The sequence below is a fragment of the Rhodopseudomonas sp. WA056 genome (genome assembly GCF_010906995.1).
Taxonomy (GTDB): domain Bacteria; phylum Pseudomonadota; class Alphaproteobacteria; order Rhizobiales; family Xanthobacteraceae; genus Rhodopseudomonas; species Rhodopseudomonas palustris_G.
Window position 1 is genome coordinate 69847 of sequence record NZ_QPFS01000002.1, and the last position, 11398, is coordinate 81244.

Sequence of the window (11398 nt, forward strand, 5' to 3'; positions counted from 1 at the left end):
AATGTCAGCCACCATCCGACATGAGCATCGAAACGCCCTGCATCGCAGTCTGCCTGATCGATCCGCAGACCAACCTGTGCTACGGCTGCGGCCGCACCATGCCGGAGATCGCCCGCTGGCCGCGGATGAGCAGCGCCGAGCGTCGCGCCATCATGGCCGCGCTGCCTCGGCGCATGACCGACGCCGGAATGGAGCTGCCGAAGCCAAGACCGCGCCGCGCTCCGGCCACCGACGCGCTGTCCTAGCCATGCCCGCTTCAGGTGCGCCATGAGCCGCCTGCTGCTGGTCCTGATCGTGCTGATCGGCACCGCGGGAGCGGTGGTCGCCTATGGCGACCCGAAGCGGATTTCCGAGGCCGGCGATGCGGTGTCGACGATGCTGAAGAAGCGTGTCGCAGCCGCCACCGCGGCAGCGGACGCCGCGCGCAGCCGGATGGTCGAGATTCCGCGCGGCACCGGCGGCGAATTCTCGGTCACCGCCAAAGTCAACGGCGTCACGGCACCGATGGTGATCGACACCGGCGCGACCTCGGTGGTGCTGACCTACGAGACCGCCAAGGCCGCCGGCCTGCCGCTGGAACTATTGAAATTCAACGTCGAACTGGAGACCGCGGGCGGCCCGACCCGCGCGGCGCGGCTGTCGCTCGACAGCCTGGCGATCGGCAGACTGGTCGAACGCTCGGTCCCGGCGCTGGTAGTGCCGCGCGGGCAGATGAAGACCAACCTGCTCGGGATGACATTCCTCGACCGGCTGGAGAGCTGGGAAGTCCGCGCCGACCAGCTCCGGCTGCGCGGCTATCCCTAACCGCACCGCCGCTAAGCGGCAGCAATTTCCGCCCGCTCCGTCACCGCCACCATCGCCTTGAGTAGCACGCTGGCGTCGGCATCGGGCTTGACCCCGAATTCCGACAGATAGCGGCGGAACGCGCGGGCACCGGGCACGCCCTGGTACGCGCCGATGACGTGGCGGGTGATCGCGTGCAGCCGCAGGCCTTGCGCGAGTTGGCGCTCGATATACGGGATCAGCGCTTCGAGCGCCTCCTTCATCGAAGGATACGGCGCCGGTTCGCCAAACAGCTCCGGGTCGACCTCCAGCAACCGCCACGGCTCCTGATAGGCGGCGCGGCCGAGCATCACGCCATCGACATGGTCGAGATGTCGCTTGGCCTCGGCGATGCTGCCGATGCCGCCATTGATGATGATCGGCACCTGCGGCATCGCCTGCTTCAGCCGGTACACCCGATCGTAATCGAGCGGCGGGATATCGCGGTTTTCCTTCGGCGACAGCCCGTTCAACCACGCCTTGCGGGCGTGCACGATCAGCGCATCGGCGCCGGCGGCGACCACCGCGCGCGCCAGCGCATCGAGCGCGACCTCGGGATCCTGGTCGTCGATCCCGATCCGGCACTTCACCGTCACCGGCACAGCGACGACGCGCTTCATCGCGGCGACGCCCTCGGCGACCAGCTCGGGCTCGGCCATCAGGCAGGCGCCGAACCGCCCCTCCTTCACCCGATCGGACGGGCAGCCGACATTGATGTTGATCTCGTCGTAGCCGAAATCCTCGCCGATCTTCGCCGCGGTGGCGAGGTCGTTCGGATTGGAGCCGCCGAGCTGCAGCGCCACCGGATGCTCGCTCGCATCGAAGCCGAGCAGCCGCTGCCGGTCGCCGTGGATCACCGCGCCGGTGGTGACCATCTCGGTGTAGAGCAGGCCGCACCTGGTCAGCAGTCGATGGAAGACGCGACAATGACTGTCGGTCCATTCCATCATCGGCGCGACGGAGAAGCGATGTGGCTGATTGGGCAGCATATTTCAGTATGTCGGCGGATTGGCGGGCGGCGTCAAGGTTGCTGGTAGCCTTGGAATCCGGCGATTTCCAGCTCGTTGTCGCGCCAGCCCTCCCCGCACGGCGAGCCGCGGTCAGCGTTCGGTCTTCGCGCGCCGGCGCATGACGGCCGGGAGCAATGAGCCAATTCGGGCGCGGGCGGCTTCCAGAAGGCCGCTGAGGCGTTGCCGCAGCGTCGATGTCGAGGCCGGATCGCGGCAGAACCACGCGGCGTACAGCGCCGGCAGGAACAGCAGCGTCAGCACCGTGGCGACCAGCAGTCCGCCCATGATCGCGACCGCCATCGGGCCCCAGAAGCTCGAACGCGTCAGCGGGATCATCGCCAGCACGGCGCTGAGCGCGGTCAGGACCACCGGTCGCGCGCGGCGGACGGTGGCGCCGATGATCGCCTCGTCGCGCGGATGCCCGGCGGCAATGTCCTGCTCGATCTGATCGACCAGGATCACCGCGTTGCGGATGATCATGCCGGCGAGCGCGATCAGTCCGAGCAGCGCGACGAACCCGAACGGCTTGCCGAACAGGAGCAGCCCGGCACAGGCGCCGATCAGGCCGAGCGGCGCCGTCAGCAACACCAGCGCCAACCTCGAAAAGCTCTGAAGCTGGACCATCAGCACCGTCAGCATCACCACCAGCATCGCCGGCACCACCGCCAACAACGCACCATTGGCTTTCGACGAATCCTCGATCGCACCGCCGAGTTCGATCCGGTAACCGGCCGGCAAATGCTGGCGCAGATCGGCCAACGCGGCCCATACCACCGACGATACGAACGGCGCCTGCACTCCGTCGCGCACGTCGCTACGCACGGTGATCGCCATGTCACGATCGCGCCGCCACTGGATCGCTTCCTCGTGGCCTTCACGGATCTCGGCGATCTGCGACAGCGGCACCGGCACGCCGTTGCGCGACAGCACGGTGAGATCGTCGATGGCGCCGAGATCGTTGCGTTGCGCCGCGATCGCCCGCGCCACCACCACGACCTTCTCGGTCCGGTCGCGCACGGTGGTGACCGGCGCCCCGGTCATCAGCATCTGGAGCGTCTGTGAGATCGTCTGCGGATCGAGGCCAAGTGCCCGCGCTCGATCCTGATCGACCACCAGACGCACCGATGGCATCTGCTCGTTCCAATCGAGCTGCGGCTCGATCACATTTGGATTGCCGCGCATGATATCGCGGACCTGGTAGGCGATCGATCGCACCGTGTTCGGATCTTCGCCGATTACCCGGAATTGCACCGGAAACTTGATCGGCGGACCATAGGCCAGCCGCCGCACCCGCACCCGCGCGCCGGCGGTCGCGCCATCGGCGACGGCCTGCTCGATCTTGCGCTTGACGCGTTCGCGCGCGGCGCTGTCCTTGGTGACGACGACGAGTTCGCCATAGGACTCGTTCGGCAGCTCGGGATTGACGTTGAGCAGAAAGCGCGGCGGGCCCTTGCCCACATAGGTGCTCCAGGTGACGATGTCGTCATCATCTGCGACCAGCGCCTCGGCCTGCTTGGCATTGGCGAGCGTCGCCTCGATGCCGCTGCCGCCCGGCAGCCGCAATTCGACGAACAGCTCGGTGCGGTCGGAGGTCGGGAAGAACTGCCGCTGGATCTTGCCGAAGCCGATGATCGAGATCGCGAAAGCCGCGATGGTGATGCCGATCACAATCAGGCGGTGATGGATGCACCAGGTGACGACGCTACGAAAGCGTCGATACAGCCCGCTGTCATAAACCGCGTGCGCGGTCCCGGTGCTCAGCGAGTGCGGCAACAACACGAAGCCGAGATACGGGGTCAGGATCACCGCGACCAGCCACGACGCCAGCAGCGCGATGCCGACCACCCAGAAGATGCTGCCGGCATATTCGCCGGTGCCGCTCGCCGCCATGCCGACCGGCAGAAAGCCCGCCGCCGTCACCAGCGTGCCGGTGAGCATCGGAAACGCCGTCGACTCCCAGGCGAACGACGCCGCCCGCGCCCGGTCGAAGCCCTGCTCCATCTTCACCACCATCATCTCGACCGCGATGATGGCGTCGTCGACTAAGAGCCCGAGTGCGATGATCAGCGCGCCCAGCGAAATCCGGTGCAGATCGATGCCGATCGTCAGCATCAGCGTAAACACGATGCCGAGCACCAGCGGCACCGAGGTCGCGACCACGATGCCGACGCGCCAACCGAGCGACACGAAGCTGACGAACAGCACGATCGCCAGGGCCTCGACGAACGACCGCATGAAATCGCCGACCGCATCGCGGACGACCGCGGGCTGATTAGCGATCCGCTCGAAGGTGACGCCGACCGGCGTGGCGCGTTCGACCTCGGCCATCGACGCTTCGACATCCGCGCCGAGCTCCAGGATGTTGGCGCCCTTGCGCATCACGATGCCGATCGCCAGCGCCGGAACGCCGCGCTGCCGGACCAGAAACTGCGGCGGATCGATGAAGCCGCGCGACACGGTGGCGATGTCGCCGAGCCTGATCACCGTGCCGCTCGATGCGATCGGGGTTTCCTCCACCGCGCGAACGCCGTCGAACGCCCCGGAGACGCGCAGCGGAATCCGGGTCGACTGGGTCTGGACCATGCCGACCGGCGCAAGATCGTTCTGCTTGGCGAGGCTGTCGAAGATCGCACGCGGCGCGATACCGAGATTGGCGAGCTTGACGTGGTCGAAATCGACGAAGATGCGCTCGTCCTGGGTGCCGTAGATCGTCACCTTGGAGACGTTCGGCACTTTCAGCAGCCGCTGTCGCACCTGCTCCGCCATTCGTTTCAGCACCGCGTAGTCGGCGCTGTCGGAGCGCAGCGTGTAGACGATCGATTCGACGTCGCCATATTCGTCGTTGACCTCCGGCCCCGCCACACCGTCGGGCAGGTCCGGCTTCACATCGGCCATCTTCTTGCGGATCAGATAGAACAGCCAGGGGATCTGCGCCGGCGGCGTGGTGTCGCGAAACTCCATCTGCGCCGCGGTGAAGCCGGGCTTGGAATAGGTCGTGACCTTGTCGAACCAGGGCAGCTCCTGCAGCTTCTTCTCGATCCGGTCGGCGACCTGAAGCTGCATTTCTTCGGCCGTCGCGCCGGGCCATGTCGCCGTCACCACCGCGACCTTAATGGTGTAGGATGGATCCTCGGCGCGGCCGAGACGCTGATACGACAGCAGACCGGCGACGCTGATCATCAGGATCAGAAACAGCATCAAGGACGGATGCGCCACCGCCCATGCGGAGAGATTGGGCCGCTGCATCACTTGCCCGCCGAGCTGAGGGACAGCGTGGAGATCGGCCGCACCGTCAGGGCCGGATCGAGCTTTTCGACGCCGAGCGCGACGACGGTTTCGCCCTCGCTCACGCCGGAGGTCACCAGCACGTTGCGATCCTCGTAGCGCTCGATCGTCACCGGCCGTTCGCGCAGTTCGCCGCCGTCACCGACCACGAACACCGCCGCGCCGCGGCCGTGATTGTAGATCGCCGTCAGCGGCAGCCGTGCGAAGCGCCGCTCGTCCTGCTCGCGCAGCGTCAGCGTGGCGCTCATCCCGATCCGCACCTTGTCGTCCGCGCCGGGGATCACGAAGCGCGCCGCGAAGGTCCGGGTCGCCAGGTCGGCCGCGAACGACAATTCACGCAGCCGCACCTCGTAGCTCTTGCCGGGCAGCGACCACAGCGTCAGCGCGGCGGAGGCGCGACCGACCCGCTCGACGTAACTCTCCGGCAACGCGACCACCGCCTCCAGCTCCGACAGCCGCGCCAGACGGATCGCGGCCTGTCCGGCGGTGATGACTTGGCCCGGCTCGATCGGCGTCGCGGTGATCACGCCGTCCGCATCGGCTTCGAGGGTCGCGTAGTCGAGCGCGTGCCCGGCGAGATCGAGCGCACGCTGCGCGCGGACGAGCCGGCTGCGCGCCTCCTCGGCGGTGGCGTGCGCCTTCTGCAGCGCGGCGTTCGCCATCCAGCCTTTGCTCTGCAGCTCGACCGCCCGACCCTCGTCGGCCTCGGCCTGAATCAGGTTGGACTGCGCCGCCTTCACTTCGGCTTCGGCCTGCTCGCGCTGTAGCCGAAGATCATTGGTGTCGAGCGTCAGCAGCGGCTGGCCGCTGCGCACGAAATCGCCGGTCCGCACCAGCCGCCGCGCCACCTTGCCGCTGATCCGAAAGCCGAGGTCGCTCTCGATGCTGGGGCGGATGGTGGCGGCAAACGTCCGCGTCCTGCTTCCCTCCTCGAACCGCACCGGCACCACCATCACGGGGAGCGGCACTCGACCGGCCTCCTTGCCGCGATCGGGCTTCGGAGCGGCGGAGTCGCAGCCACCGAGGATCAACGTCATTGCGATGATGGCGCTTCGGAACCCCACGATCTTTGTCATCGCCGCCACGTCTTTCGCCCAAGCCGGACCTGATACAGCGTCGGCCGATCATAACAAAACCAAACGTACGGTTATTATTCGGAGCCAAGACTGTCAATATGACCGTACGTTCAGTATGATCCCGGAGCACGCCGGGCAGGTTTGGCGAGGTGGACGGAGAGCGATGGTCAGGGTCCGGACGGAAGCCAAGCGGGACGCGATCCTCGACACCGCGGCCGAGGTGTTCAAGGAACGAGGCCTCGAAGGCGCCTCGATGTCGGAGATCGCCAGCAGGCTCGGCGGCTCTAAGGCGACGCTGTACGGCTACTTCCCGTCCAAGGAAGAACTGTTCGTGCACGTCGCGCTCCGCGTCGTCGGCAAGCAGATCCTCGGCATGTACGAAGATCTAGAGGCGCGCGCCGACGAGGATCCTGAGCGTGTGCTCATCGAGGTCGGCAAGAGACTGCTCACACGCGTGCTGGCCGAGGACGCCACCACCGCCCACCGCCTCGCGGTGGCGCACGGCCGGATCGGCAATCTCGGGCGGATTTTCTACGACGCGGGCCCTGGCAAAGCGATCGAGGCGTTCACGCGCTATATCGACGCGGCGACAAAAGCCGGCCGCCTGCGCACCGACCATCCGGGTACGGCGTCGCGTCACCTGTTGGCGCTGCTCGAATCCGAGATCGTGTATCGCCGCAGCCTGCAATTCGACGACGCCATCTCCGCCGGCGCGATCGATCAATGCGTCGGCCGGGCCGTGAAGGTTTTCCTGGCTGCTTACGCTGCGCCGCCGACGAGCGACCAAGCGTCGTAAAGCCTCGTCCACACCCGTCGTCCCCTCGCCTTCGATTCAAATGCGACGGGTGGATTGACGGGCCACAATGCCGGCAGGCGGCAGGATTTGTTACGATATCTATATTGCGAGCAGCACGTTCGTGCAGCGCCCTCGCGATTTGACAGTGCCGTCCGTCCGCGTGGATAGTCCGCCGGTCGCAGCGCGAGGCTCGACTGCGCGGTGTTCGCGCCGCCTCGCGCGGCTCTCTGCCGGCAGCGCCTCAGCGGGCGGCGGCAAGCACAGGTTCTTCGATGAAATTCACCACACGATTGGTCCTGCTGGTCACGGTGCTGACCGTCGGCGCAACCCTCGTGACCGCCGCGCTGCTGACCTGGACCACGCGGCGCGCGATCATCACCGAGGCGGAAGCCTCGGGCGAAAAGGTGGCGCGGCTGCTGGCGCGCAGCGCCAGCCTCGCCGCGTCGATCCCGACCGAAGTCGAAGGCATCATCGCCGAAGAGATGACTGCGGAAGGCACCCTGCTAGGACACTTCGTCGAAGCGGCCGAACGCGCCGGGATGACGCCGGCCGAGATCAATCGCCGGCTGAAGTCGATTACCGATCAGACGACGCTCGACGAGATCTGGATCACCGACGAGAAGGGACACGCTTATCTGCACAGCCTGCCGGACGTCGATTTCACCTTCAGCAACTCGCCGCAGGTGCAGCCGCAGGCCTACGCCTTCCACGATCTGCTCACCGGCAACAAGAAGGTGGTCGACCAGGAGGCGCGCAAGCGCGACATCGACAACCAGCATTTCAAATATGTCGGCGTCGGCGGCATCGACAAGCCGCGCATCATCCAGGTCGGCCGCAGCGCCAAGTTCCTGCAGCAATTGACCATGAAGATCGGGCTGCCGCGTACGGTGGAAAACCTGCTGGCGGACGGCGACATCGACGCGGTGTGGGTGTTCGACCGCAAGCTCGATGCGCTGGTCGGTCCCGGCGTCTACGGCGCCGATCGCCGCGACGGTCCCAACGAGAAAGAACTCGGCCCGGTGAGCCTGGTCATCGCCGACGGCCAGACCCGGCACGTCGAGAGCCGCGAAAATCTCAGCGTGATCGCCCCGGTGCGCAACGATCACAAGGAAATCGTCGGCGCCGCGCTGGTGCGGCTGCCGATGAACCGCGTCTGGGCCACGGTGCAGAGCCAGGCCGAGATCGCCGCCGCGACCGCATCGGCCATCGCGGCACTCGGCATCCTGCTGTCGATCGGCGTCGCCCGCTATCAGTCTGCGCCGCTGCGCCAGATCACCCGCGCCGCCGCCGCGCTGGAGTCGCAAAAATTCGATCCGGCGCTGCTGAAGCCGGTGTCCCAGCGTCGCGACGAGCTCGGCCAGCTCGCGCGGGTGTTCACCGGCATGGCCGGACAAGTCGCCGCGCGCGAGGAATATCTCGACTCGATGGTGAAGCAGCGCACCGAGGAACTGGAGACCCGCAACCGCAGCCTGGAAGGACTTTCGGCGGCGCTGTCGAAATATCTGTCGCCGCAGGTCTATTCCTCGATCTTCAGTGGCCACCAGGACGCCGAGATCGCCTCCAAGCGCAAGAAGCTGACGATCTTTCTGTCCGACATCGCCAACTTCACCGCGACCACCGACAAACTGGAGTCGGAAGATCTCACCGCGATGCTCAACCGCTACCTCGCCGAGATGGCGCAGATCGCGCTCAAGCACGGCGCCACTATCGACAAATATGTCGGCGACGCGGTGCTGGCGTTCTTCGGCGATCCGGAGAGCCGCGGTGTCAAGGAGGACGCGGTCGCCTGCGTGATGATGGCGATCGAGATGCAGGACAAGCTGAGACAGCTCGAGATGGAATGGATCGACGCCGGCGCCGAGCGCCCGTTCCGGGTCCGCATTGGCATCAACACCGGGTTCTGCACCGTCGGCAATTTCGGCAGTCCGGACCGGATGGACTACACCATCGTCGGCGGCGCAGTGAATCTCACCTCGCGCCTGGAGCAGAACTGCGAGCCCGGCTCGATCCTGATTTCGCACGTCACCTGGTCGTTGGTGAACGACGTGATCGACGCCGAGGAGCGGCCGGCGCTGACCGTGAAGGGCTTCGGCGAGCCGGTGCGCGCCTATGCGGTGCGGGGACTGAAGGCGGCTGCGGCCTCGGTGGTGATCCGCAAGGAACTGCCCGGAATGCGACTATTCATCGACACCGGCACGGCGGACCGCAACGAGGTGAAACAGACGCTCGTGCGCGTGGCCGAGGATCTCGGCAAGAGCTGAGCCGACGGGACAACCCGCGCGCCGCTACTTGTTGGGCTGGACCGTGATCTCCTTCAACGTGCCATCGGCGACGACCACGACTACGAACACCAGCCTGTCTTCGTCGCGGTGCAGCCCGGCGCTGATCGCCCGGCCGCCGCCGAGTTTTTCGGCGATCATCACCGCTTCCGACAGCTTCATCCTGATCCGGCCAAAATCGGCGAGATCTCGCTGCGTGTCGGGATCGAGCTCGGAGGCCGGCCTGGCCCTGGCCGGTCGGACGATCCGGCGCGTGGCGGCATCGATCATGATGCTCCACACTTGCCCTGCCCGATACGCCTTGACCTCGAACCACGGAACGGCGCCCTCGTCGCTCAGATCGAGGTCATAGACCCGCGCGCCGCGCAGCTTCTTCTCCGCCAGCCGGATCAAGTCCGCACCGCTGCCGAGCGCGATCATCGATGGACCGGTCCGCTCGTCGCTCGGGCTGACTGCCGGCGTTTGAATCTCTGTGTCGCTGCCGCGATCGGCCACCGCGGCCGAAGCCGGCCAGATCGCCAGCACGGCCGTCATCAGCGCGGTGGTGAACCGGATTGCGGACATCTTCACCTCACTCGTCCAGCACAGCCAAAACGGCGGACGCCGCGCGCGGGCCGCTTTGCTACTGGACACCGGCCACGTGTCGGGACGGGGTGGTGGCCGCAACGGGCGCCGGTGCGGAATCATCCGCCGGCGGCGCGCTCGACCAGGCATGGCCGCTGCGCGCGCGATCGTAGCCGTATTGATACAGCGAACGCATATAGGCGGTGTCGAAACCGGGCGGCGACGGCGGCCGGTCGCTCTCGATATAGGTCAGGTTGAAACCATATTTGTTGCGGCGGGCAAACGCATAGGTGCTGTAGAGGATCGACCGGGTCTGCGCCTTGATCATCGACGACGACGCCCGCGCGGCGATATCGAGCGCGCGATCGCGCACCAGTTGGAACTCCGGCTCGATTGTGTTGTTCATCAGGATGTAGAGCTGCAGGTTGAGCGACTTGTCCCACGACGCACTACGCATCAGATACGCCTCGGGCAAGGTCAGCACCGGCGACATCACGCCGCCATCCACATGCATCTCCTGGAACCGGACGCCGTCGGCTTCCGCATTGACCAGCATCGGCGGGAACACCGCCGGTATGCTGGCCGAGGCCGCGACCACATCCCTGAACAGATTGAGACTCTCCGACGTCTTCAGCGAGGCGATCCGGCCCATGTCCCAGATCACCGAGCGCTGCGAATCCAGATTGGTGGTGACGACGAACAGCCTCCGCCCCTTGGCGTGCTGCTCAGCCACCTCCTCCATGAAATTGGCATCGATGTAGCGGGCAACCAGTTCGCGCAGGCGCTTGTTGCCGAACAGGCCAGAGCCGAAGATCGCGTTGAACGGGTTCGGATCTTCGAGCAGGCTCTCGGCCACACCGCTGGTGTAGAGCTCGCGTAAGGTGTCGTCATAGCGCGGGCCGAGATAGGCGAACGGCGCGATCAGCGCGCCGGTGCTGACGCCCGACACGAGTGAGAACGACGGCCGGCGCCCCGCGGCGGTCCATCCAGCCAGCACGCCCGCACCATAGGCTCCATCGGCGCCACCGCCGGACAGCGCGAGGTAAGTCTGAGCCCCGGACATCAGGCGTCGATCCACGAAGACCGAGGGCGGATCGTCGGCGTAGCGCCGCAGATCGTCGCGGTCGAGGATCCGCGCCTTGGTGGCTTCGGCGGCCGTGTAGGGCTGTCGCGGCAGGCTCGCACAGGCGGCCAGCCAGCAGCTCGATGCCAGCACGAACACGACGACAAACGAGCGGGGCACGCGGGACATCAGGACACCAACAGGAACGAGGGACGTAAGACTATAGGCTCGCCGGCGGATCGTTGCGCCAACCGTTCCAGATCCCGGAACTGTCGAAGCGCGGCGCCTGCCCCGGAACGCGCTCGAGATAGTCCTGATGGATCGCCTGGATGGTCTTGCGGTCGTCGAATTTCACCCGCCAACTGCTCGGCGAGCCCTGCCCGACGATGACGCCTTCTCGTGTGCCATAGCGTGGATGCCGCTCGCGGCCGAGCGGACTCATCCGAACGCGGTCGCCGCGGCACAGCGGAAGATCGGGCGGTGTTTGAGTCGAACTAGCCATC

At 66.4% G+C, this 11398-nt stretch carries 10 protein-coding genes; 4 read left to right on the top strand and 6 right to left on the bottom strand.

The window, feature by feature from the left end; genetic code table 11:
- The first annotated feature begins 20 nt into the window (after positions 1 to 20).
- Entirely contained in the window at positions 21 to 245 is a 225-nt protein-coding gene (locus tag DU475_RS00980) for a DUF1289 domain-containing protein (RefSeq protein ID WP_013503219.1), read from the top strand.
- Positions 246 to 267: 22 nt separating this feature from the next.
- Positions 268 to 804, top strand: a complete 537-nt coding sequence (locus tag DU475_RS00985; protein ID WP_164630146.1) for a TIGR02281 family clan AA aspartic protease — start codon at positions 268 to 270, stop codon at positions 802 to 804.
- 11 nt (positions 805 to 815) lie between these two features.
- On the opposite strand, the gene dusA is transcribed toward DU475_RS00985, so the two are convergent.
- From dusA to DU475_RS01000, 3 genes are all read right to left on the bottom strand, one after another.
- Positions 816 to 1811, bottom strand: coding sequence for a tRNA dihydrouridine(20/20a) synthase DusA (gene dusA, locus DU475_RS00990; RefSeq protein ID WP_164630148.1), 996 nt, complete (start codon positions 1809 to 1811; stop codon positions 816 to 818).
- A gap of 111 nt (positions 1812 to 1922) precedes the next feature.
- A complete protein-coding gene (locus DU475_RS00995) occupies positions 1923 to 5078 on the bottom strand; it encodes an efflux RND transporter permease subunit (RefSeq protein WP_164630150.1) in 3156 nt (1051 codons plus the stop codon).
- Positions 5078 to 6193: an efflux RND transporter periplasmic adaptor subunit gene (locus tag DU475_RS01000; RefSeq protein WP_164630152.1), complete on the bottom strand. Its 1116-nt coding sequence runs from the start codon at positions 6191 to 6193 to the stop codon at positions 5078 to 5080. The genes DU475_RS00995 and DU475_RS01000 overlap by 1 nt, the downstream gene beginning before the upstream one ends.
- Between DU475_RS01000 and DU475_RS01005 the strand changes: the two genes are divergently transcribed.
- On the top strand, positions 6162 to 6989 hold the full coding sequence (locus tag DU475_RS01005; RefSeq protein ID WP_246700203.1) for a TetR/AcrR family transcriptional regulator: 828 nt from the start codon (positions 6162 to 6164) through the stop codon (positions 6987 to 6989). The genes DU475_RS01000 and DU475_RS01005 overlap by 32 nt on opposite strands.
- Before the next feature lie 272 nt (positions 6990 to 7261).
- The gene (locus DU475_RS01010; RefSeq protein WP_164630154.1) at positions 7262 to 9250 is read left to right on the top strand and encodes an adenylate/guanylate cyclase domain-containing protein; all 1989 of its coding nucleotides are present in this window, start codon (positions 7262 to 7264) and stop codon (positions 9248 to 9250) included.
- Between the two features lie 24 nt (positions 9251 to 9274).
- Here the strand turns inward: DU475_RS01010 and DU475_RS01015 are convergent, their stop codons facing one another.
- Genes DU475_RS01015 through DU475_RS01025 form a run of 3 tightly spaced genes read right to left on the bottom strand, consistent with a single transcriptional unit; the run spans position 9275 to position 11397 of the window.
- A complete protein-coding gene (locus tag DU475_RS01015) occupies positions 9275 to 9832 on the bottom strand; it encodes a hypothetical protein (protein WP_164630156.1) in 558 nt (185 codons plus the stop codon).
- 58 nt (positions 9833 to 9890) lie between these two features.
- Positions 9891 to 11084 (bottom strand): patatin-like phospholipase family protein, encoded by a 1194-nt coding sequence (locus tag DU475_RS01020; RefSeq protein ID WP_164630158.1) that lies wholly within the window; start codon positions 11082 to 11084, stop codon positions 9891 to 9893.
- Between the two features lie 31 nt (positions 11085 to 11115).
- Positions 11116 to 11397: a hypothetical protein gene (locus DU475_RS01025; RefSeq protein WP_013503228.1), complete on the bottom strand. Its 282-nt coding sequence runs from the start codon at positions 11395 to 11397 to the stop codon at positions 11116 to 11118.
- Between the last annotated feature and the right edge of the window lies 1 nt (position 11398).

What these genes read in the sequence shown, in the direction of transcription:
- dusA (WP_164630148.1), bottom strand. Translation starts at nt 1,811, where the DNA reads ATGCTGCCCAATCAGCCACATCGCTTCTCCGTCGCGCCGATGATGGAA.
- DU475_RS00980 (WP_013503219.1), top strand. Translation starts at nt 21, where the DNA reads ATGAGCATCGAAACGCCCTGCATCGCAGTCTGCCTGATCGATCCGCAG.
- DU475_RS01005 (WP_246700203.1), top strand. Translation starts at nt 6,162, where the DNA reads ATGGCGCTTCGGAACCCCACGATCTTTGTCATCGCCGCCACGTCTTTC.
- DU475_RS00995 (WP_164630150.1), bottom strand. Translation starts at nt 5,078, where the DNA reads ATGCAGCGGCCCAATCTCTCCGCATGGGCGGTGGCGCATCCGTCCTTG.
- DU475_RS01025 (WP_013503228.1), bottom strand. Translation starts at nt 11,397, where the DNA reads ATGGCTAGTTCGACTCAAACACCGCCCGATCTTCCGCTGTGCCGCGGC.
- DU475_RS01000 (WP_164630152.1), bottom strand. Translation starts at nt 6,193, where the DNA reads ATGACAAAGATCGTGGGGTTCCGAAGCGCCATCATCGCAATGACGTTG.
- DU475_RS01010 (WP_164630154.1), top strand. Translation starts at nt 7,262, where the DNA reads ATGAAATTCACCACACGATTGGTCCTGCTGGTCACGGTGCTGACCGTC.
- DU475_RS01015 (WP_164630156.1), bottom strand. Translation starts at nt 9,832, where the DNA reads ATGTCCGCAATCCGGTTCACCACCGCGCTGATGACGGCCGTGCTGGCG.
- DU475_RS01020 (WP_164630158.1), bottom strand. Translation starts at nt 11,084, where the DNA reads ATGTCCCGCGTGCCCCGCTCGTTTGTCGTCGTGTTCGTGCTGGCATCG.
- DU475_RS00985 (WP_164630146.1), top strand. Translation starts at nt 268, where the DNA reads ATGAGCCGCCTGCTGCTGGTCCTGATCGTGCTGATCGGCACCGCGGGA.